Annotated in this window: 22 protein-coding genes; 9 read left to right on the forward strand and 13 right to left on the reverse strand. The window is 52.2% G+C overall.

The genetic code is table 11. From position 1 onward, the window contains the following. Positions 1–29 precede the first annotated feature (29 nt). From glsB to OGX90_RS11820, 5 genes are all read left to right on the forward strand, one after another. The gene (glsB, locus tag OGX90_RS11800; protein WP_003832944.1) at positions 30–956 is read left to right on the forward strand and encodes a glutaminase B; all 927 of its coding nucleotides are present in this window, start codon (positions 30–32) and stop codon (positions 954–956) included. Continuing rightward, positions 956–1,315, forward strand: coding sequence for a DUF4186 domain-containing protein (locus OGX90_RS11805; RefSeq protein WP_008784753.1), 360 nt, complete (start codon positions 956–958; stop codon positions 1,313–1,315). Before glsB ends, OGX90_RS11805 begins: the two co-directional genes overlap by 1 nt. A gap of 80 nt (positions 1,316–1,395) precedes the next feature. Next, positions 1,396–1,923, forward strand: coding sequence for a GNAT family N-acetyltransferase (locus OGX90_RS11810; protein WP_286623900.1), 528 nt, complete (start codon positions 1,396–1,398; stop codon positions 1,921–1,923). Positions 1,924–2,029: 106 nt separating this feature from the next. Beyond that, entirely contained in the window at positions 2,030–3,481 is a 1,452-nt protein-coding gene (locus OGX90_RS11815) for a tagaturonate reductase (RefSeq protein WP_008784755.1), read from the forward strand. Positions 3,482–3,696: 215 nt separating this feature from the next. Further along, complete coding sequence (locus OGX90_RS11820) at positions 3,697–4,611, forward strand: bestrophin family protein (RefSeq protein ID WP_048235395.1); 915 nt, start codon at positions 3,697–3,699, stop codon at positions 4,609–4,611. On the opposite strand, the gene OGX90_RS11825 is transcribed toward OGX90_RS11820, so the two are convergent. Both OGX90_RS11825 and tam read right to left on the reverse strand, forming a co-directional pair. Then, positions 4,608–4,985, reverse strand: coding sequence for a GFA family protein (locus OGX90_RS11825; RefSeq protein ID WP_003832953.1), 378 nt, complete (start codon positions 4,983–4,985; stop codon positions 4,608–4,610). The two genes, OGX90_RS11820 and OGX90_RS11825, sit on opposite strands and share 4 nt — an antisense overlap. Positions 4,986–5,116: 131 nt before the next feature. Then, on the reverse strand, positions 5,117–5,875 hold the full coding sequence (tam, locus tag OGX90_RS11830; protein WP_032943429.1) for a trans-aconitate 2-methyltransferase: 759 nt from the start codon (positions 5,873–5,875) through the stop codon (positions 5,117–5,119). 110 nt (positions 5,876–5,985) lie between these two features. On the opposite strand from tam, the gene OGX90_RS11835 reads away from it, so the two are divergent. Beyond that, complete coding sequence (locus OGX90_RS11835) at positions 5,986–6,507, forward strand: GNAT family N-acetyltransferase (RefSeq protein WP_079934021.1); 522 nt, start codon at positions 5,986–5,988, stop codon at positions 6,505–6,507. Positions 6,508–6,516: 9 nt separating this feature from the next. Here OGX90_RS11835 and OGX90_RS11840 read toward each other — a convergent pair whose 3' ends face one another. From OGX90_RS11840 to OGX90_RS11890, 11 genes are all read right to left on the reverse strand, one after another. Then, positions 6,517–7,353 carry a DMT family transporter gene (locus OGX90_RS11840; protein ID WP_136391870.1) on the reverse strand — a complete coding sequence of 279 codons (837 nt, stop codon included), beginning with the start codon at positions 7,351–7,353 and terminating at the stop codon, positions 6,517–6,519. Between the two features lie 52 nt (positions 7,354–7,405). Continuing rightward, entirely contained in the window at positions 7,406–7,783 is a 378-nt protein-coding gene (locus tag OGX90_RS11845) for a hypothetical protein (protein WP_153753089.1), read from the reverse strand. A gap of 23 nt (positions 7,784–7,806) precedes the next feature. Continuing rightward, positions 7,807–8,808, reverse strand: coding sequence for an HAD family hydrolase (locus OGX90_RS11850; RefSeq protein ID WP_286573708.1), 1,002 nt, complete (start codon positions 8,806–8,808; stop codon positions 7,807–7,809). Next, positions 8,805–9,818 (reverse strand): oxygen tolerance domain protein, encoded by a 1,014-nt coding sequence (locus tag OGX90_RS11855; protein WP_286573706.1) that lies wholly within the window; start codon positions 9,816–9,818, stop codon positions 8,805–8,807. Before OGX90_RS11855 ends, OGX90_RS11850 begins: the two co-directional genes overlap by 4 nt. Beyond that, on the reverse strand, positions 9,815–11,329 hold the full coding sequence (locus OGX90_RS11860; protein ID WP_286623903.1) for a tetratricopeptide repeat protein: 1,515 nt from the start codon (positions 11,327–11,329) through the stop codon (positions 9,815–9,817). The genes OGX90_RS11855 and OGX90_RS11860 overlap by 4 nt, the downstream gene beginning before the upstream one ends. Continuing rightward, positions 11,326–12,303, reverse strand: a complete 978-nt coding sequence (locus OGX90_RS11865) for a VWA domain-containing protein (protein WP_071446458.1) — start codon at positions 12,301–12,303, stop codon at positions 11,326–11,328. The genes OGX90_RS11860 and OGX90_RS11865 overlap by 4 nt, the downstream gene beginning before the upstream one ends. Continuing rightward, positions 12,296–12,736 (reverse strand): DUF4381 domain-containing protein, encoded by a 441-nt coding sequence (locus OGX90_RS11870; protein ID WP_079934027.1) that lies wholly within the window; start codon positions 12,734–12,736, stop codon positions 12,296–12,298. Before OGX90_RS11870 ends, OGX90_RS11865 begins: the two co-directional genes overlap by 8 nt. Beyond that, positions 12,737–13,642 (reverse strand): DUF58 domain-containing protein, encoded by a 906-nt coding sequence (locus tag OGX90_RS11875; protein ID WP_286623905.1) that lies wholly within the window; start codon positions 13,640–13,642, stop codon positions 12,737–12,739. Further along, positions 13,642–14,646, reverse strand: a complete 1,005-nt coding sequence (locus OGX90_RS11880) for an AAA family ATPase (RefSeq protein WP_079934029.1) — start codon at positions 14,644–14,646, stop codon at positions 13,642–13,644. The genes OGX90_RS11875 and OGX90_RS11880 overlap by 1 nt, the downstream gene beginning before the upstream one ends. Then, complete coding sequence (locus OGX90_RS11885) at positions 14,643–15,938, reverse strand: anaerobic sulfatase maturase (protein ID WP_048235385.1); 1,296 nt, start codon at positions 15,936–15,938, stop codon at positions 14,643–14,645. Before OGX90_RS11885 ends, OGX90_RS11880 begins: the two co-directional genes overlap by 4 nt. An 81-nt stretch (positions 15,939–16,019) precedes the next feature. Next, the gene (locus tag OGX90_RS11890) at positions 16,020–17,612 is read right to left on the reverse strand and encodes an arylsulfatase (RefSeq protein WP_079934031.1); all 1,593 of its coding nucleotides are present in this window, start codon (positions 17,610–17,612) and stop codon (positions 16,020–16,022) included. A gap of 626 nt (positions 17,613–18,238) precedes the next feature. On the opposite strand from OGX90_RS11890, the gene OGX90_RS11895 reads away from it, so the two are divergent. Genes OGX90_RS11895 through OGX90_RS11905 form a run of 3 tightly spaced genes read left to right on the forward strand, consistent with a single transcriptional unit; the run spans position 18,239 to position 21,934 of the window. Continuing rightward, positions 18,239–19,852 (forward strand): mechanosensitive ion channel family protein, encoded by a 1,614-nt coding sequence (locus OGX90_RS11895; RefSeq protein WP_032943434.1) that lies wholly within the window; start codon positions 18,239–18,241, stop codon positions 19,850–19,852. Next, positions 19,852–20,967 carry a BamA/TamA family outer membrane protein gene (locus OGX90_RS11900; RefSeq protein WP_502872847.1) on the forward strand — a complete coding sequence of 372 codons (1,116 nt, stop codon included), beginning with the start codon at positions 19,852–19,854 and terminating at the stop codon, positions 20,965–20,967. The genes OGX90_RS11895 and OGX90_RS11900 overlap by 1 nt, the downstream gene beginning before the upstream one ends. Positions 20,968–20,995: 28 nt before the next feature. After that, a complete protein-coding gene (locus OGX90_RS11905; protein WP_286623907.1) occupies positions 20,996–21,934 on the forward strand; it encodes a hypothetical protein in 939 nt (312 codons plus the stop codon). Positions 21,935–21,942 lie beyond the last annotated feature (8 nt).

Genomic DNA, 21,942 nt, shown 5'->3' on the forward strand with positions numbered 1-21,942 from the left:
CTTTCATACCTGCGAGCAAGGAGCATGTTGTGGCCAGGGCCATGGACAATTCAATTTTAGAGACCATTGTGCAGCAGGTTCGTCCGCTGATTGGTCAGGGTAAAGTCGCTGATTACATTCCGGCATTAGCCTCCGTCGACGGTTCAAAACTGGGTATTGCTATCTGTACCGTTGATGGACAGCACTATCAGGCGGGAGATGCGCAAGAACGTTTTTCTATACAGTCGATTTCAAAGGTGCTCAGTCTGGTCGTGGCGATGCGTCACTATCAGGAAGAGGAGATCTGGCAGCGCGTCGGCAAAGATCCTTCCGGTCATCCTTTTAACTCCCTGGTACAGCTGGAAATGGAGCAGGGTATCCCTCGCAACCCCTTTATTAATGCCGGGGCGCTGGTGGTTTGCGATATGCTGCAAGGGCGTCTAAGCGCACCGCGTCAACGGATGCTGGAAGTGGTGCGGGCATTAAGCGGCGTTTCGGATATCGCCTATGATGCGACGGTCGCGCGATCGGAGTTTGAGCACTCGGCGCGTAACGCCGCTATTGCCTGGCTGATGAAATCCTTCGGCAATTTTCACCATGACGTGCCCACCGTTTTGCAGAACTATTTTCACTACTGCGCGCTGAAAATGAGCTGTGTGGAACTGGCGCGGACTTTTGTCTTTTTGGCAAATCAAGGGCATGCCTTTCATCTTGCTGAGCCTGTGGTCACTCCGATGCAGGCCCGGCAGATCAATGCGCTGATGGCGACCAGCGGCATGTATCAGAACGCAGGGGAATTTGCCTGGCGGGTCGGGCTTCCGGCGAAATCAGGCGTGGGTGGCGGCATCGTGGCGATCGTGCCACACGAGATGGCGATTGCTGTCTGGAGTCCGGAACTGGATCCGGCGGGAAACTCACTGGCCGGTATCGCCGTGCTGGAGCAATTAACACAACAGCTGGGGCGCTCGGTTTACTGATGAAAACGCTCGATCCTCTTTTTGCCCGGCTGGCGAAATCAACGTTTCGCTCGCGGTTTCGTCTTGGTCAGAAAGAAAGGCAGTATTGTCTGGATAAAGGGGCACCAGTTATCGAACAACATGCTGCGGATTTTATAGCTAAACGACTGGCACCTGCGTTTCCCGCCAATGATGGAAAACAGACTCCTATGCGTGGTCACCCGGTATTTATTGCTCAACATGCTACGGCGACGTGCTGTCGAGGGTGTCTGGCGAAATGGCATGATATACCTCAGGGTGTAGCGCTAAACGATGAACAGCAACGTTACGTTGTCACGGTTATTTACCACTGGTTAGTGCTCCAAATGAACAAGCCATAGATAACATTATCCTATGATATGCCCCCTTGAGTTGTGTAATTGTTAAAAGCAGTATGAAGGGGTCAATCTAAGGAGAAACCATGGCTTCCGGCAAACCCTGCATTGTGCTGAGCGCGGCACAGATTCTGTCGAGAATCGACGAGCTCAGCGATGTTCTTGAACAGTGCGTCAATGACGGCGCCTCCATCAGTTTTATGCTGCCCTTTAATCGCGAAAAATCAGATCCTTTCTGGATGAAGGTCGCGCAAAGTGTTTCTCGCGGTGAACGGATCGTTCTTGGTACGCAGAATGCGCAGGGGGTGCTTGTCGGTACCGTCCAACTCATTATCGATCAACCCGAAAATCAACCTCATCGTGCTGATGTCGCCAAACTGCTGGTTCACCCTTCAGCGCGACGCGGTGGCCTGGCCCGTGAATTGATGAATGAACTGGAAAGTTGCGCGCGTCAACAAGGTAAAACGGTGCTGGTGCTTGATACGGCGACGGGCAGTGGTGCGGAGTTGTTCTACCACAATTGTGGGTGGAAAAAGGTAGGGGTGATACCTGACTATGCCCAAATGCCCGACGGGACGCTGACCGGAACCACACTTTTCTATAAAACGCTCTAATTTGTCGCCGGGGATTGATCAAAACAGGGTTTCAATGTATTAAAGTTTGCTAACCTATTAGACCAATTCAATCAGGTTGTATGACTAATCATAAAGGGAACCCATTGTGCAAACACTAAATCGTCGCGATTTCCCCGGTGCTCAGTATCCTGAACGCATTATTCAGTTTGGTGAAGGAAACTTCCTGCGCGCCTTTGTAGACTGGCAGGTAGATCTGCTCAACGAGCATACCGATCTGAACGCTGGTGTGGTCATTGTTCGTCCTATCGAAAGTTCCTTCCCGCCATCGCTGAGTACGCAGGATGGCCTCTATACCACTATCATTCGTGGTTTGAATGAGAAGGGCGAGGCCGTCAGTGATGCCCGTTTAATTCGTTCAGTTAACCGTGAAATCAGCGTCTATAGCGAATACGATGAGTTCCTGAAGCTGGCGCATAATCCTGATATGCGTTTTGTGTTCTCTAACACCACGGAAGCAGGTATCAGTTACCACGCGGGCGATAAGTTTGACGACGCGCCAGCGGTTAGTTATCCGGCTAAACTGACGCGTCTGCTGTTCGAACGCTTCAGCTATTTTAACGGCGCATTGGATAAAGGCTGGATTATCATCCCTTGCGAACTGATTGATTATAACGGTGATGCGCTGCGTGAACTGGTTCTGCGCTACGCTCAGGAATGGGCGCTGCCGGAAGCGTTTATTCAGTGGCTGGATCAGGCCAATGCATTTTGCTCCACGCTGGTGGACCGTATTGTTACCGGCTATCCGCGTGATGAGGTAGCTAAGCTCGAAGCTGAACTGGGCTATCATGATGCTTTCCTCGATACCGCAGAACATTTCTATCTGTTTGTCATTCAGGGGCCGAAGTCATTAGCCGCAGAACTACGTCTGGATAAGTATCCGCTGAATGTCCTGATCGTGGATGACATCAAACCGTACAAAGAGCGCAAAGTGGCGATTCTCAACGGTGCTCACACCGCGCTGGTCCCTGTTGCCTGGCAGGCAGGGTTGGACACCGTGGGCGAGGCGATGAATGACGCTGAGATTTGTGCTTTCGTGGAGAAAGCGATCTATGAAGAGATCATTCCGGTACTGGATTTACCACGTGATGAGTTAGCTTCTTTCGCCAGCGCGGTAACCGGTCGATTCTGCAACCCGTATATAAAACATCAGCTGCTGTCGATTGCCCTGAATGGCATGACCAAATTCCGCACCCGTATATTGCCGCAACTGCTGGCAGGGCAACAGGCCAGCGGTAAGCTGCCGGCGCGTTTGACGTTTGCGCTTGCCGCGTTAATTGCTTTTTATCGTGGAGAGCGCAACGGTGAGTCTTATCCGGTTCAGGATGATGCGCACTGGATAGAACGTTTTCAACAGCTGTGGTCCCAGCATCGCGATCGCCAGATAAGTACCGAAGCGTTGGTCAAATCTGTACTGGGTGTCAAAGAACACTGGGAACAAGATCTGACGCAGGTTTCTGGACTGGTGGAACAGGTCTCTGCCGATCTGGATACCATTCTGGCAAAAGGTATGCGTGAAGCCGTTAAGCCACTGTGCTAAGACGACTACCGACAACCCGGCTCAGGCCGGGTTTTTTCTGGATATACATTAGTTACAACATACTATGTGGTTTATATCATAAACCCGGTCTGTGACTTAGGTGCAGCTTCATTTTAAGCAGAACAAAAGTTGTTGGGATAATGTTGCGATTAACTTGCAACATTGATCGCTATCGCGTCTAATGTGACGGATTTCACATTTTCCCGAAGATAACCATGATCGTTCGTCCCCAACAACACTGGCTGCGCCTGATATTCGTCTGGCATGGTTCCGTATTATCTAAAATATTCTCACGGTTGCTGCTGAACTTCCTGCTCTCCATCGCCGTTATCATCATGTTGCCCTGGTATACGATGTTGGGTATCAAATTTACCCTGGCACCGTTCAGTATTCTGGGCGTGGCGATTGCTATCTTTTTAGGTTTTCGCAATAACGCCTGCTATTCACGTTATGTCGAAGCCAGACACCTGTGGGGACAGTTGATGATTGCTTCCCGATCGCTACTTCGCGAGGTGAAAACCACCTTACCGGATGACGCTGAACTGGGGCAGTTTGTTCGTCTGCAAATCGCATTTGCCCACTGTTTACGCATGACATTACGTCGAAACCCACAGGCAGAGCCGTTGGCGAAATATCTCAGCGAGAAAGATCTGCAGACGGTATTTGCCGCACAATCGCCAGCAAACCGCATTTTGTTGCTGATGGGGGAGTGGTTGGCCATACGCAGACGTGATGGACAGCTGTCCGATATATTATTTCATAGTTTAAACAACAGATTAAATGATATGTCGGCAGTACTGGCAGGTTGTGAGCGAATCGCGAATACACCAGTTCCGTTTGCTTATACTTTGATCCTTCATCGCACTGTTTATCTGTTTTGTATCATGCTGCCATTCGCGTTGGTGGTGGATCTTCACTACATGACGCCGTTTATTTCAGTGCTGATTTCCTATACTTTTATCTCGCTTGATGCGCTTGCGGAAGAGCTTGAAGATCCGTTTGGTACTGAGAACAATGATCTGCCGCTGGATGCGATTTGCAATGCAATCGAAATCGATTTACTGCAAATGAACGATGAAACCAATGTGCCAGCAAAACATATGCCGGATAAACATTACCAACTAACTTAGTTTCGTTCTGTTTCCCACCATGCTGGCCGCATATCAGAAAACGAATGAAACTCCGGCGCCAGATCTTCATCATTAGGATCGTCAAAAGCGCCGGCTAAAAGCGCAATGACCGGAGCGTCATCGATGGCGCCCACGGAACTACCGCACTGAGGGCAAAAAGCCCGGCTGGTAGTTTCAGATGAGCGCCAGGTTGTCGGTTTTCCGGCTTTTCCCGTCCATTCTACATTTTCTGCATCAAACTCAATCCAGACGACGGTCGGGGCACCCGTATGTTTCCGGCATATATCACATGAGCAGGTATGGGAATTATTAGGACTGCTGGCAGTGAAGCGGATCGAGCCACACAGACACCCACCAATGTAGACTTTAGACATAACAACCCCCGTCAGAAACATGTGGCAAGACACTAGCAGATGCCTGACATAGCCACTAGATCCTTATGATAAAAAGGCGAGGGCGCGCATACTCGGTAGCCCTGTCCTGTGATCTGTCTGATGATAAACGCTTAACTATTGCGTCTGGCAACAATAAACAACCGCGGAAATGCCAGCAAAATATTGCCGTTTTCTTGCAACGGATATTGATCCTGAAGCAGTTCATGGTAGCGAGCCAGGTAATGACGCTGCTCGCTTTCGCTCAAATCCTGCAACCAGGGGCGTAGTCCCGTTGAGCTTACCCAGTCGATAATCGCCTGATGCGAATCCATAATGTGATAATACGTTGTACGCCAGATATCCACATCACAACCCGCTTCGGTCAAAATATCATAGTAGGCGTGAACGCCAGGAAGCGGAGCACGCCCCCGGTCGGGGTAATCTTGTTCATAAGCCACTTCGCGCATCAGTACATGCGTGGGCTCCAGCCAGTTATCCGGCATTTGCACGGCCAGAACGCCGTTGTGACTCAGTTGTGAGACCAAATGTGGGAATAATTCATAGTGATCGGGCACCCACTGTAACGACGCATTTGCATAAAGCAGATCCACGGGATGCTCGGGCTGAAACTGGCTAATATCCGCTTCGATAAAATGGCAGTCAGGTAATGCGTTGCGCGCTTCATTCAGCATAGCAGGTGAAGAATCGACACCTGTTGTCTTTGCCGTGGGCCAGCGCTGATGCAGCAATGCCGTACTGTTTCCCGGACCACAACCAAGATCAACAACTGAGCGGACATTTTCTAACGCCACACGGCTGAGTAATTCTGCTGCGGGTCTTGAACGTTCAGTTGCATATTGCAGATAAAGCGAAGGGTTCCAGTCGGCCATGTATAAATCTCCAGTATGAGAGGAAAAGTCGGAAAAGGACGGTATAAGACCTTGCCGATGAGCCACTTATTTTAGAAGATTATATGAAAATGAATGATAAGGGCAGGAATATGCTGGAAACATCAAGGTTGATATTACGACAGTGGGAGGCTAAAGACCGAGCCCCTTTTTCTGTACTCAATGCCGATTCTGACGTGATGCGTTATTTCCCCGCGCCGCTACAGAAAGCTGAAAGCGATAACCTGGCCGATAGATTTAGTGAAGGTATTGCAGAACGCGGCTGGGGATTTTGGGCCGTAGAGCTAAAAGAAACACACCAGTTTGTGGGCTGTGTGGGGTTGCATCCACAACCTGATAAGTTTCATTTTTCACCCTGTACCGAAATTGGCTGGCGCCTTGCTAAAGCATACTGGCACCAGGGTCTGGCGTTAGAAGCCGCGCAAGCGAGTCTTGCATTTGCTTTTGACGTACTGGCGCTAAATGAAGTCGTTTCGTTTACTTCTGTGCTGAATAAACCGTCAGAGAATCTGATGATACGACTTGGTATGAATAAAACAGAAGAGTTTACGCATCCCGCGTTACCGCCAGATCATCGATTGGCACAACATGTTCTGTATCGTCTTTGCCGATAATTAATCAGTCTATTTTGCTCCTTTTCTCATATCAGAGAAAATAACTAAGCCAATTCCAGCCAAAATTATGACGCTTGCGAGAAGGATTCTGACGGTGAGCGTTTCGCCCAAAAATATGATCCCACCGAGAGTGGCCAGACAAGGTACGCTGAGTTGAATAGTACTGGCCGTTGTGGACCTGAGTAAGGGGAGCAATGAATACCAGAGCAGATATGCACCTCCCGATGTAATTGCACCAGAAAGCACGCCCAGAACTAATCCATATATATCAATATGAAGATGAGAGCGGAAGAACAGAGGGATAATCAATGCGACCGGGATTGCCAGGATGAAATTCCCCCCGGTAGAGGCAGCAGCATCCGTGATTTTTTTCCCTGTGATACTGTAGAACGCCCAGGCTAACCCAGCAATAACCATCATTATTGCAGCATACAAGGAAGGGCGTTCTGCACCAGGAAGCAGCAATATGGCTATTCCAGCCAATGCTCCGAGTATTCCTGTTATTTTTAAAATTACGAGCTTTTCTCCCTGAGCTATCCCCCATACTGTCATGACGAGCTGAACGGTACCAAAGAGCAGCAGGGCACCAGCGCCGGTGCTGAGAGAAACATAGGCAATGGAGAATGAAAAAACATAGATGCAAAGTAGCAGGGCATTTAACCACTTGAATTCAAATTTTCTGCTGTCAGATGTTATCGCAATAAATAAAAAAAGGGCAATTGCGCCACTTATCAACCGGAGGCTGCTGAATGAAATAGCATCAGCATGCATCCCCTTCAATGCGAGTCGGCAAAGTACGGAGTTGCCGGCAAATGCGACCATTGCGATGATGATTCTGATGAGCAAGATAACGTCCTTTAGTCGATACGATAATTAGCGCAAGATGCAGGTGTTGTCTTTAAAAACAGGTGTGTTGATTAACATAATTGCCAACATCAACGACTCTATTCGTGTTGGGATCGACATTAAGAACGACAAAACGCATTTGCGGGCAGAACAGCTCTGCACTTTTCTTGCTGCATTCAGTTTGTAGCCATCGATGCTCACCCTGTTCGGTTACAACCGTGTTCACGTTTCCGTATTCGCTGCACACAAAACCTTTTTCAGTTGCTCTTTGCCTTGCTGCCTCCAGGCTCAGACCAATAACATTCAGCTCATCGACCTCTTTGGCATGTGTGCTGTCGGAAACACGGGTTAATGTGCAGCTCGACAGCGTAGAGGTAGAAAGTAGTAACAATATGATACGTAAGAAGATGTTATCGTCTTTCAGGAACATGGACTGATGCCTTAAACTGATCGTTATGGTGATGATTTCACGACGCACTGCGCCGGGTCAAATACGGTCTTCCAGTCCTGTTTCATATCAACCACGGTCCAGCCATGCGATTTCGCCTGCGTTAATCCATCAACAAGTTTTCCGCTTGCGGGTGGGTGACTATCATAGGCGTATTCACGTGCGGCATCGGTATGATGGACCAGCAGTCCGAAGGTTTTCGCGTCCGGATTGGCGGCCGTGTACTGCAGCATGGCGAGATCGCCATCGCTATTGCCAAATGCGCCCACGGGGCGCTGCCCCATAAACAGGTGGATCGCCACGGGCTTGTTCGCCGCGTCATCATTGAAGGCTCCCGACATCGTCTTGGTGATTGTTGTCCCATCTCCGGATAACGCGAACTCGCCGAGCGCGAACGATCCGATCACCTGTTCTGGCGGAATACCATACATTTTTTGCGAGAGCACGCGCATGAAATCTATCCCGCCGCCGGAAACAATCCAGGCTTTAAAGCCATTCTCTCGTAGATAATCCAGCAACTGACGCATAGGTTGATATCCCATCTGGTCATACTGGCAGCCAAAACGTGGGTCTTTATGCGTTGAAACCCAGTTGGTAACGCGCTGAGTAAAGTCCTCCGTTGTCATGCCACTGTGCGTGAGCGATAGCAGGTGCATAAGCCCTTTTTCTCCTGAACCGACGACGCTTTTGAGGTCGTCTTTCAATACGGCCTGCACCAGCGGATCGTTCGACCAATTGGGATTTTCTGGGGCAAGACGTTTAATCTCGTCCAGCGCGAACTGGATCTGAAACGTCATCGGCGCTTCCGGCCACAGTGTCCCGTCATTATCAAATACGACGTAGCGTTTATCAGTGGGAATAAACGTTGGACGATCGGGGTTGGTGGCATTTTGTACCCATTCTTCAATAGCGTGTTTGGCTGCCGTGTCATTCCATGCGGAGAGGGGCTCAGCCGCGGCGGTGCTGCAAAGGCCGCATAAAGCCAGTGTAATTAACGTACGCTTCATTGTGAGTTCCTGTTATCTGGGGTTTGTCCCGGTAACGAAATCGGCTGCCAGAATCGGCACCAGCGGTGAGATAAATAACGCGCGCTACGCAGCAATGTGCGGCGGAAAATAAACATAAGAACGAGTAAAGCGAGGCTGCCCGTCAGCAGCAGCACGGTCGACCATGTGAAGGTGTCGCGGCTGCCTTTTAACACAGATTCTGCCCCAGCGGTGCGTGAAGCGGCAACGGTATATTTACTGCCGGGCAGTTCAGCGATTTGCCATTGCTGATGGGTTGTATCCCACCAACGTAATTTAATCGGCGGTAGTGTGATTTCTCCTGCAACAACCGGTAAATAGCGGAGTGTTTCCACGCGTTCAGCGCCTGTAATGTCACCGCGCCCCGACGTCAGCATACGGTTTTCAGGTGTCAACCGTTGGGTGTGCGTGCCGTTTATAGCATACAGCAGCTGTGGGATCTGAGCGGGCATGACATCGGTAGCGCTGGCGGTGACGACGCGTTCGATTACGTCACCGGCGCGCAGCGTTTTATCTTCACCACTGCGGTAAATATTGACCTTCTGGCTGAGCGAAAAGCTGGAAGCGGGCAGAAAACGGTCCGGTTGTTGGACACCTGTCGGCCAGCTAACCGCCGTTTCCAGTGCAGGCAGTTTGACCGTAACGGGTGCTTGCCCGGATGCGGTTAATGTCATTTCGAAAGCCGGTAAATCCAGCTTACCCTGATCCCATGCAGTGATTTGGCGTTCCATGCGCACGCCGCTCCAGCTTGTACCGCCATCGTGACGGGTCAGCAATTGATTCGGTGACGTGCTGGTTAGAATATCGCCATTTTCTACTGGGAAATCAGGCCACTGCGGCGGCGGGTTAAACCAGGAATCTGTCCAGAACGTTACCGCTACCCGCACCGGCTGGCCAGGGACAACGTGTTCGGGGGCGATCAATTCGCGGGAGACCGTCATTGCCGCCTGGCAGGGAAGTACCGCCAGCAGTAATAACCAGATAAGCTTCATTGGTCTTCTCCTGGCTGGGTTCGGTAGAGGCTTTCTAACAGCCCAGAAGGTGAAACCGCCAGATTTTCATACCACTGATTCACCTGTGGATTCCCTCCGGCAATGGGCTGAATATCCTTTTGTTCTGCCCCCTGGTGGGGCTTCAGGTCGTGCTTAATTTCATCGGGTTTGTAATCTTCTTCTTCTCCCTGAGCCGATTTATTTTCGCGCTCCTTTTGTCGCAGTTGCATGATGATTGCGGCGATTTTTGCGCGGTTACCCTGCGCCAGCTTCCAGTCCGGGCGCAGGCTTAATGCCCGATCGTAGCTGTTCAACGCCTGTTGCCACTGTTTTTGCTGGGCGTAGCTATTGCCTGTCCAAAGCAGCGCTTCCGGGGTTTGTTCAGCCTGTCGGAACGCGGCGGTAGCGGCGGGATAATTTCCCGCCCGATACCATGCGATACCTTGCCGGAGTGGATCGTTAAAATGCTGGGCCGCGCGTGTGTAATCCCCCCTGGAGAACGCACGCTGCCCCTGCACATCGGGGCTTATCCAGGCATCCAGCCAGGCGGCGTGGCCGGAAGGCTGCCAGAACAGCATCGGCGCGACCAAAACCCAGCAAAAGAGCTGGCGTCGCCAGATTAACAGCAGGGCAAGTATTGGGATCGTTAGCATCCAGCCATCGTTCCGCCAGTGTAAATCGCTGCGGGCATTGTTTTGCGCGGTGACACTTTGCTGGATGTGGCTCTGTACCACGGGCAGGTCTTCACCATCGGTGGTTACCAGCGTGACCGGAATTCCGTCGTCGCGCATCTGCTCGAAGCGCGAAACGTTCAACCGTGTATCCGTACCGCTGGCGGCATATTTCTCGGGCAGCGCGCCCCCTTGCGCGGTTCCGGGCACCCAGATTTGTAGCGGCGTATTTTGTTCACCAAGCCATCTGGCGTCTTCCGCGCTTAAGGTATCGGTCACCAGGATAATGCTGCGCGGCGCGGCGGGCATATTGTGCATTGCCAGCGAGACCGCATGTTGTAATCCAGAACCTTCGCCAGAGGGTAATAGTGCAGGCGTTTGCGCATGCAGGAACAGCGAGTAAAAGGCCGTATCGACGGTAAGTGGAGTGGTAAGCCAGGCCCCGGCGTTATAGACCACCAGGCCAAAGCGTGTTCCCGGCATGCGTTCCATCAGCGACATGATTTTGGTCTGCATCCGCTGATGTCGGCTGGGAGGCAGGTCGCTGGCAAGCATCGCGGTATCCTGCTGCAAAATCACCATCACGTTGCTTTCTGGCGTCAGGGCGGCGGGAAGCTGACGCTGCCAGCTTGGGCCTGCGAGCGCGATAACACCAAGCATCACCAGCCACGGCAGCGCCCGACTGAGTTTACGTTGTCGCCCGACGATCAGCGCGTTTGCCAGCGACTTATCCATAATGCGTGACCAGGCGCTACGCCCGGCAGAGGGTAACCACCACAGCGCGATGGCAGGAATCAACAGCAGCAAACACCAGGGGTATAAAAAGTGAAAATCGCTCATGCCATTCTCTCCCTGAGCGCGCGATAAATATTAAAAGCCAGCAATAAAACCAGTGCGGCAGCGAGAGGCCAGGCAAACAACGGTATTCGCCATGACCAGCCAATACTCTTCACCTGCACCGGCGTGATGGCGTCAATTTCTTGCCAGACCGCATCCAGCGACGCACCGCTGTTCTGCGCCGTCCATGCGCGCCCGCCGGTGGTATGGGCGATATCCTGCAAAAGACCTAAATCCACCTTGTCATCGCCGCTGCTGTTGACGTCGCCAAAAGCGATGGTGTGGACCTGTACGTGATGGCTGGCCGCCAGCTGTGCGGCAAGGCGAGGTGTCAACTGCGAAGCTGTGTCGTTACCGTCGGTCAGAAGAATGGCCAATTTGCTGGCTTCATTATCACCGCTGGAATCTAACAGTTTCACCGTCACGCCCAACGCGTCGCCAATCGCCGTCTGTTGCCCCGCCATGCCTGGCGCAAGCTGATTGATACGGGTTTCCAGCGCCTGTTTATCCTCACTGACGGGCGCAAATGGCCAGGCGCTGTTAGCAAAGATCACCAGACCGATACGATCTGATTTGCGGGCGGCCACGAATTTTTTAACCGATTCCTGCACCGCCTGTAGCCGGGTAATGCCCCCCGCAACATCGTTTTTTTCCATTGATCCAGAAACGTCCAGAATCAGCATGATGTTGCGCATTGGTTTTTCAATATGTTGTGGCGGAGTCAGCAATTCCGGGCGGGCAAGCGCGCAGACCAGCAGCGCCCAGACCAGCCAGAACAGCCCGGTCGATAACTTTCCGCTGTGGGCAGGCTGGCTATTGAGCTGGAGTTCATTGATCAGCCCGGGTAAAAAAGGGACCCGAACATACTCTTTAAGTGAGCGCTCTTTGGCCATCACAAAGCGGCCTACCAACGGTAGGATAAGTAGCAGCCAGGCCCATGGCCAGGCGAACGCCAGTCGTGAGAAGTATTCAGACATGGGGTAGTCCTTCAAGCCAGGTGCGAAGCTGCACACGCAGCCGCGCGGTATCGGCATCACTCAACTGGTTGTCTGGTTGACAGTATCGTTCGCAAAGACGTTGGCGCAGCGCATTATCCAGTGGGACGGACGGGAGCCATTGGGCAGGGTCCAGCGCACCGCTAACCTGTTCACGCGGCTGATGCACCAGCAAAATACGTTTCATCAGCAGCAGCCAGCTGTCCACCGTTTGCGGTTGAGTGAGGGCCGTCAGGGCCTGACGACGCCACAGATTGCGGCGCCATCTGGCGACACGAAAGATGAGAAAAACCAGTATCACGAGGAGCACGACGCCGCCCAGAGCGAACCATCCCGGCGGCAGGGGAAACCATGACGGTGAATCGGGGAGAACCGGTTCCGCCAGTTCGGGTACCGTAAATCCTTTCTCCAGCATCTAAACCCCTTTTTGTAGCTGTCTGAGCAGATCCCCGGCGACAACAATCTGCTTCACCTGGACGCCAAGCCGCGTGAGGCGCGACGCCTGCGCCGAAAGCCGCGCTGTAATACTCTGTTTGATGCCGTCCTGTAGTGCAGGCGAGAGTGAAAATGCCACCTCTTGCCCTTCATAACAGGCCGCCAGTCGCCCGTGAGCAGGCAGGCGCAAATGCAGATCGTCGAGCATCACGAACGCGCTCACTTCTCCCCGACGGCGCAGGGCCGCCAGCAGTGCATCGCATTCACTATCCATATCATGAAAGTCGCTGATTAACGCGACCCAGCAGCCGGTTGGAATCAACGGCAGGCTGTGGCGCAGGATGGCTGCCAGCGTGAGCGGATGGGGGGCTTCATGCGGATAGTTGTCCGCCACGGCGTGGTTGTACTGCACTAAATCGTCGAGAAATGCAGGGAGTGAAGCGTTTGGCGCACGGCATTTGCGCAGGGAAAAGTCCTGGTCACCAAAGACGATACCGCCTAAACGATCGCCGTCGTGCCAGCTGCGCCAGGCCAGCAGCCCGGCGGTTTTAGCCGCAGCGACGGATTTTGTCTGCACGCGCGTCGAAAAAAACATATCCCGCCTCTGGTCGACCAACAAGAACACGGGACGTTCTTTCTCTTCGTTATACAGGCGAATCCACGGCGTACGCATGCGCGCGGTGGCCTGCCAGTCAATCAGCCGGACGTCGTCGCCGGGCTGATAGCGACGTAGGCTGTCAAAGTTCAGCCCGCGACCTTGCTGTCGTGATGTGCGCTCTCCGCCAAGTGCGCCTGGTGGGATCTGCCCTGGCGGATTGGCAATGGCTCGCGCATCGCCAGCGAGCTTCAGCAGCGTATCGCGGTCAACGCAAACGGCACTGTTCATCACGCTACCACGGCATCAAGGAGCATCCGTACGGCATCATCCGGCGTGCAGTTGTCGGCGCTGGCCTGGTAGCTGAGCATCAGGCGGTGGCGCAACACGGCCGGGGCTATCTTTTTAATGTCTTCTGGTAGCACCGCATCCCGACCTTCCAGCCAGGCCTGCGCGCGACCGCAACGCTCAAGGGCTAGGGTGCCGCGGGGACTAATGCCAAAGGTCAGGTACCCGGCCAGCGTATCGCTCACTGACTGCGGATGGCGGCTTAAGTCCACCAGATTGACGATATAGTTTTCGACAGTAGAGGAAACATGAACGGCGGAAATAGCCTGCCAACATTCGGCAATTTCTTGTTGGCTCAGCATCAGCGCATCGGGTTGTTCAGGTGCGGCCGGTGTGACGTTCGTCAATTGTTGGTACTTTTGCTGCTGTTCTCTGCGCACCAGTTGCATCACTTTCTGTTCGTTTTCTTTAGACGGGTAATGCACCAGCACCTTCATCAAAAAACGGTCCAGTTGGGCTTCCGGCAGCGGCCAGGTTCCTTCCTGATCCACCGGGTTTTGCGTGGCAAGGACCATAAAAACACCGGGCAGAGGCCAACTGTTGCCCGCCACCGTTACGTGACGTTCTTCCATGGCTTCCAGCAGAGCGGACTGCACGCGCGCCGAGGCGCGGTTAATTTCATCGGCGAGAATGATATTGCCGAACACCGGGCCAGGGCGGAAGCGGAACTGATCCTCTTCGCGGGAAGCGTTTTGCTGATAGATTTCGCTGCCGGTGATGTCTGAAGGCAGAAGATCCGGCGTGAACTGAATACGGCGGTAATCCCCCTCAACGTGGCGCGCAAGCTCACGCACAGCGCGAGTTTTCGCCAGACCCGGTAGGCCTTCCAGCAGAACGTGTCCATCACAAAGCAGGGCGATGATCAGCATGCGCACCAGCTCTTCCTGACCGAGAACCTGCTCATTCATGCGTTGTTCAAGCTGTAATAATTTTTCTCGATTTATCATCGGCGTAGCCCTGCAAAATCACGTTTAAGTAAGGTTGTGATGCCCACCAGAATCGGCTCGGCATAGTTAAAAAAGGCTTTAATGCCCGGGCAAAGGTAGTTCAACCCCAGCTCGCCGTCCGGTGCGCGTACAATGCGGTTTTTCGGGCATTCGCCCCAGCACAGCTTCAGATAAGGGCAGGTTTTGCAGTAATTGGGTAGCGTGTCGCGTTTGCCCATGCCGAAGGCTTTTTGCCGTTCGGAAAAAGCCAGGTGTGAAAGCTGGGCATGTTCAATATTGCCGATCTGGTACTCGGGATAGACGTAGTGATCGCAGGAAAAAATATCGCCGTTTTTCTCGATCGCCAGCCCTTTACCGCAGAACTCTGAATGGGTACAGATTTGAGCAGGCATTCCCATCGTCTGCGCGACCGCCGTTTCGAACAGATTGACCTGTACGCGGCCCAGATCGTTATTAACCCACTCTTCAAACACGGCGATCAGAAATGTGCCCCAGTCCTCCGGGTCAACTGACCAGTCGGTGACGATCGAATCGAGATCGCCAGGGCGTGCGCGGCGGCTACCGGTTAACGGGATGCTTTCGTCCTGCCAGAACTGTGGTGCGGTTTGCTTGAAATCGACTGGTTCGACGCACGGATTAAACTGTACGTAAGTTGCGCCCAGTTCACGGGTGACGAAGCGGTATACTTCCAACGGAAAGCGAGCATTGGTGCGGTTTACCGTGACCAGGGCGTTAAATGGGACGCCGTGACGCTTGAGGGCCTCAACGCCCGCCATCACTTTGTCGAATGTCGGTTTGCCGCTACGGGTAACGCGATAGCGGTCATGCAGTTCTCGTGGGCCATCAATGGACAGCCCCACCAGAAATTGATGTTCTTTAAGAAATTCAGCCCATTTGTCGTTCAGCAACACGCCATTAGTTTGTAAATCGTTCTCGACGCGCTGGCCGGGCTTCTGGTACTGCTTCTGAAATTTGACTACTTTCTGGAAGAATTCCAGCCCCATCAATGTGGGTTCGCCACCTTGCCAGGAAAAGACCACCTGGTCGCCGTCCTGGCCATCAATGTATTGACGAATGAAATTCTCTAGCACTTCATCGCTCATGCCAGTATGTCTGTCCTGATGCAGCAGCTCTTCTTTGTGCAGGTAAAAACAGTAGGAACAGTCAAGGTTACAGGTCGAGCCGGTGGGCTTGGCCATCACATGAAAGCGGCGCTTGTATTCTGGCCCTTTGCCGTCATATTTTTCCGCCGACGGAAGCGCTTTAACCGGTAGTGTGGTGCTGTACTTCATATAGCAGACCCCTAACAAGAAAACGTCACTACTCTTCAAAAAACGGGCAGGCTGTCTGAACAGCCTGCCCGCAGGCTTAGGTTATTTATTGATATTAGAGCCTTGTTCCAGCATCGCCGAAGCGTCGGAAATGGTGAACGAACCCGGTTTCTGACGCGGTGGGAACTCTTTGAAGGTTTCCAGCATCTCTTTCGCGTATTTCTGCGCGCCGCCCATCAGGAACAGACGGTCGTAGAACCAGGAGTTGTAGCCCATACCGTCGCTGCCTTTCTCCAGCGGATCGACTTCAAGGTCAAAGATCAGTGGCGTACGCAACTTGGTGAATGGGTATTTCCACAGATCAAGACCGGTATGCTCCTGAATCATAAAGTGAACTTTCCAACGCTCGTAGCGCATAGCCAGCAGATCGCCGTCATCGCTCCAGTAGAAGAACTCTTTACGTTGATTCGGGCCCTTGCCCTGGAGGTAGTCGAGCTGGTTGTAGCCATCCAGGTGCACCTTGTAGGTAATGGACGGCGTTTTGTAGCCTTTTAACAGCTCGTTTTTAATGTTCGGATCGCCCGCAGCCGCAACCAGGGTAGGGAACCAGTCGTTACTGCCGAAAATGCCGTCAACGATGGTGCCTGGCTTAACGTGGCCCGGCCAACGAATCATCGCAGGTACGCGGAAACCACCTTCCCAACCGGTGTTCTTCTCGCCGCGGAAAGGCGTTTCGCCTGCATCCGGCCAGGTTGCTGTCATCGGGCCGTTATCGGTGGTATAGACGAGGATCGTATTGTCTTCGATGCCGAGATCTTTAATCTTCTGCAGCACTTCACCAATCATCTTGTCATGTTCCACCATGCCGTCGGCGTAGGTTCCAAGGCCCGTAGCACCAATGCTCCCGTCTTTCAGGTGCGTTTTGTTATGCATACGGGTGGTATTGAACCAGGTGAAGAATGGCTTACCGGCTTTAACCTGACGTTCCATGAAGTCGTTGTTGGCCGCGAGCGTTTCTTCGTCCACGGTTTTCATACGCTGGACGGTAAGCGGACCGGTATCTTCAATCTTGCCATCGGCGGTGCTCTTAATGACGCCACGTGGGCCAAACTCTTTGCGGAAGGCCGGATCTTTCGGGTAGTCCGGGTTCTCCGGTTCTTCTTCGGCGTTCAGGTGGTAAAGGTTACCCATGAACTCATCGAATCCGTGCGCGGTTGGCAGGAATTCATCGCGATCACCGAGGTGGTTTTTACCAAACTGGCCAGTAGCGTAGCCCAGTTGCTTCAGGATGTTCGCAATGGTCGGATCTTCTTTTTGCAGACCCTGTGGCGCACCCGGCATCCCCACCTTACTCATCCCGGTACGGAACGGCATTTGTCCGGTAATGAATGAAGAACGGCCAGCGGTCGAGCTTTGCTCAGCGTAGTAGGAGGTGAACTTGGCACCTTCGGCAGCGATGCTGTCGATATTTGGGGTTTTATATCCCATGGTGCCCTGATTGTAGGTACTCAGGTTCCAGTAGCCGATGTCATCACCAAATATAACGACAATATTTGGTTTAGATGAGTCTTGCTTTGGCGCATTTTCCGGTGCGGTAGATGTCGCCGGTGCAGCATGAACAGTGGACACAGCGCCAGCTGCTAACGTTAGCACACTGGCAATCATCGTCCTTCTAAAAGGGACACTTTTATGCATGGTGGGGAACTCCGTTCATTAGGAAAGCCTTTTGAGTATAGACACGAAAAAAATCCTCCAAATTTTTTCTAATGGAGGTTAATTACTTTCACAAGATAACTATTCGAGAATTCCTGCAAAAATATGAATAATGCAGGGCATATCTTTCGCATCGTGATTAATTTAATGCAGCTTAATTAAGGCGGAGGGGTTATTCCATCTGGAAGTTATTTAATAATAAATTATGGAAGAAGTTATCATTATTGGATTTCAACATAATGCTGAATCGATGCAACACACACTGACAGTTAATTTTATGCACCAGGACGCTATGCAAGCCTCGCGGATACATAGCTGCCAAATGCTCTATTCAGGTCAAAGAGGCGCTATTTCTTTACGAATGGATACGCTGACTGACCCCGTAGGGAAGCGTTATTTACCTTTTTATCAGACGGGATAATCAAACGCTTATATTTAGTGATGAGGAAAAGAACCTTTGAAAGGCAATGTCATCTTTCACATGAAATGAAGATCTCTTTATCACTAACATTGCGTAAGTGAAAGGCTGGTCTATGCTAAAAAAAGCAATCAAATTTGCGTTGGCTTTTTGAATAATAACGATAATTCTCGCGTTTTCGGTGGCGAATATGAACAGGATTGTGATCGCTTTTTTAATGTGCTTTCTTTCCTCTTTGGTTGTTAACACATATGCGGCGGAACCTCGTCAGGAGCCCACCGAAAAGGAACGCGCGCGAACGGTTTATATTTTTCATCAACCGATTGTCATGCTCCAGGCGAAATTCGGCCTTACCACGCCAGAAGAACGGGTGCTGCGCATCCGCAATACACTACGAAATTTCACTGAAGCCGATGTTCGCGAACCGCTACAGGTTGTGTCGGTCACGCGTTATAACCAGCCGGGAAGGCTTATCGTGATGAACGGTAAACCGGTGATGTTGCTGACACAAGGCGATCTCGACGAAGGAGACGATCTTACGCTCGACCAGGCGGCGCAGCGCGTACTGGCGCGCATGGAGGCGCAGCGGTCTGCATTGAGCGATCAGTATAACAGCGGCTGGCTGGCGCTGTCGGCGGTGAAAACGGTGGCTGGTCTGGTGGGACTGGTGCTGTTTTGGTTCGGTGCATACCGTTCCTGGCGTTGGGTCAGACGCGTTTATCGTCGTCGCATTTTTGAGAACAAAAGCTGGATCCCCCAGAGTTGGCGGCGTTTTATCGGCGCTATCGAGACACGCCTATACGCACTGTTGATGATCCTGCTGGGTATCGTTGCACTTTACGTTTGGCTGAGTTGGGTCTTTAGCCTGTTTCCCTGGACGCGCGTCTGGGGAGAGTCCCTTGGTGACTGGTCTGTACGCGTAGTGCGTGATATTGCATTGTCGATTGTCTCAGCGTTACCTGGCTTGATGATCGTCCTGATCATTTTTCTCATCACTGCGTTCATACTGAAGCTGCTTAAGGTGGTTCTCAACCAGGTGGAGGCAGGGCGTTTGCAGTTGCCTGGAATTCATCCTGAAACCGTGGGCGCAACCCGGAAGTTGATCTCTGTGGTGGTGTGGCTCTTTGCGCTATCTGCAGCCTATCCCTTTTTGCCCGGTGCCAATTCACTGGCGTTTAAAGGTATCAGCGTTTTCTTTGGCCTGATGCTCACGCTGGGGTCGGCCGGGGTGATGAACCACGCAATGAGTGGACTGGTTTTGATCTATTCGCGCGCGCTGCGCAAAGGCGACATGATTCGGGTAGCGGACAACGAGGGATTGGTAAGCGAAATTGGTATGCTCGCGACCAAAATTATCACTCGTGAAAATTACGTGGTCACCGTGCCAAATGCGGTAGTGGTTAGTGGAAAAATTACTAACCTTAGCGCGCAAAGCACCAACGGCGGCGTCAACCTGACGGTCGGCGTTACCATTGGCTACGACACGCCCTGGCGCCAGGTCCACGCAATGCTGGAGTTGGCAGCCAAGCGTGCCAAAGGAATCGATCTTTCACAGCCGCCGTTGGTGCGTCAGCTGAGTCTGATGGACTGGTATATTTCCTATGAATTGCAGGTGCGCCTGCTGCCGGATGTATCTCTGGCAGATGCCCGCAATGAACTGCACAGCAATATTCAGGACGTCTTCAACGAATTTAACGTGCAGATTATGTCTCCGAATTTTGTGCTACAGCCAGAAAACAGCGTGATGGTGGCCAAAGAGAATTGGTATACCGCACCCGCAACACCGCCAGAAGGCGGGAAATAATGCGTTGGCTTTTTCTGCTAATTCCTCTGCTGTGCTGGCGCGCTATGGCGACAGGGCTTATCGATCCTGAAGACGGCATGGTGGACATGAGCCGTTATTTACAAGAAAACCCGTACGGTTTTCTACCGATTCCGCTGGTTATTACCGAACCGGCCGTTGGTTATGGCGGCGGCCTGTTCGGTCTGTTTCTGCATGGCAAGGGACGACAGGTTGATGGGCAGTTTATTCCCCCGGCCATGAGCGCGTTTGGCGGTGGCGGAACGCAAAACGGTACCTGGTTTGTAGGAGGGGGGCATCGCCACACCTGGCAGGATGACCACATTCGCTATCTGGTTGCAGGAGGCTATGCCGATGTCAATCTGGATATATATTCCGGTGACGTATTGGGCTTTGGCAATAACCGGGCCGTGGAAACCGAAACTCGCGGTTATGGCGGTATGCAAAAGCTTCTCTTTCGCGCAGGGGATTCTCCCGTTTTTTTGGGAGCATCACAGTTCTGGGCAAAGATGGATATCTCTGCCCGCAATAATCCGCTCGTCAACCAGGTATGGCGGCAGCTATTGGGTGAAAGCAGCATCACCTCTGCATTGGGGCTGGTAGCGGAATACGACACAACCGATAACTTCTTTTGGCCCGGACGCGGGCTTTCTCTTAGCGGCGAGTATCAATTCTACGGCCATTATCTTGGGGGCGACTATCGCTACGACCTGCTGACGCTCGAAGGCAAGTTTTTCCTGCCACTGAACGCCGACTGGACGCTTTCACTTGCAGGGAACTATCAAACGCTGTCGCAGCAGGATAAACATCTGCCACCAATGGCGCGCCCTTATATCGAACTTCGTGGTATCTCTCGCTATCGCTACCAGGGGGATGACGTGAGTACCGTTCAGACGCAGTTAGCCTGGCAAATGTCGTCGCGTTGGATTGTTTTGGGTTTTGTCGGTGCTGGAAGTGCGGCAGACAGTACATCAGAGCTTTACCGTAGCGCAGAAGTGGCCTGGGGCAGCGGTATTCGATATTTGATTGCGCGCGAATACGGACTGCGTACCGGTGTAGATGTCGCTTTTAGCGATAACGAACAAGCAGTTTATTTTAATGTTGGCTCTGGCCTGTAGGGATGAGCGGAATGAATGAGGACAAATAATGAAATGGTTCCACGCGGTTGTTCCGTTGCTGTGGGTTTCCGGCGTGGCCAGCGCAGCTGAAACTGATGCCAGCACGTTTCCTATTTGGGGCGAGGAGGCCAGGGCGCGGGGATATGCCATTCCGCTACCGTTTGGCATCAACCTGAGCTATATGAACATGCGGCAAAATATTGATGTCGATAGCATCAGTTTTTCCGGACTGGCGCTTGGCAATCACCCGATTCCTGTCGATATGTTCAATATTGATGCCGGCCATACGCGTGAACAGAGCAAAACTGAAAACCTACGTCTCGACATGTGGGTCTTCCCGTTTTTGAACATTTACGGGCTGGTAGGGCACACACGCGGATCGTCGGTCTCGAATGTTTCAGTAGATGCAGACCCTTCGCGCTACACCGGTGTTGACCGCATTATCGCATCATCTGTGCATCAACTTTATCAGAGCGGTGAGCTACAGGATATTGATTTTATTCTAGATTTTAAAGGAACAACCTGGGGAACCGGTATTACTTTGGCAGGAGGATACGAAAACTGGTTTGCCCTGGTGGATACCAACTATACCCGTACTGATTTTGACATTCTGGATGGCAAAATTTCAGCCCTTACCGTGTCTCCCCGTGTTGGATATCGCTTTAAATTTCAGGGGCCGGTGGGCGAATCTCATCTGAGCGTCTGGGTGGGGAGTATGTACCAGAACGTGCAGCAGGAGTTCAGGGGTAGCCTCTCCGATCTGCATATGCCCGCTGAGCTTCAGCCACTGATCCAGGCCGTAAACCAGGATGGCAACGGGCGATTTGATGTTAAACAGAATCTGACCTCTCCGTGGAACATGCTGCTGGGGACTCAGTTTGAAATGACACCACAATTTAACGTCCTGACGGAGTTTGGATTTAACGAACGCAATAGCTTCTTTATTGCCGGTGAATATCGCTTCTGATGAACGGT

The organism is Citrobacter sp. Cpo012, assembly GCF_030333015.1.
In the GTDB taxonomy this organism is placed as follows: Bacteria; Pseudomonadota; Gammaproteobacteria; order Enterobacterales; family Enterobacteriaceae; genus Citrobacter; species Citrobacter portucalensis.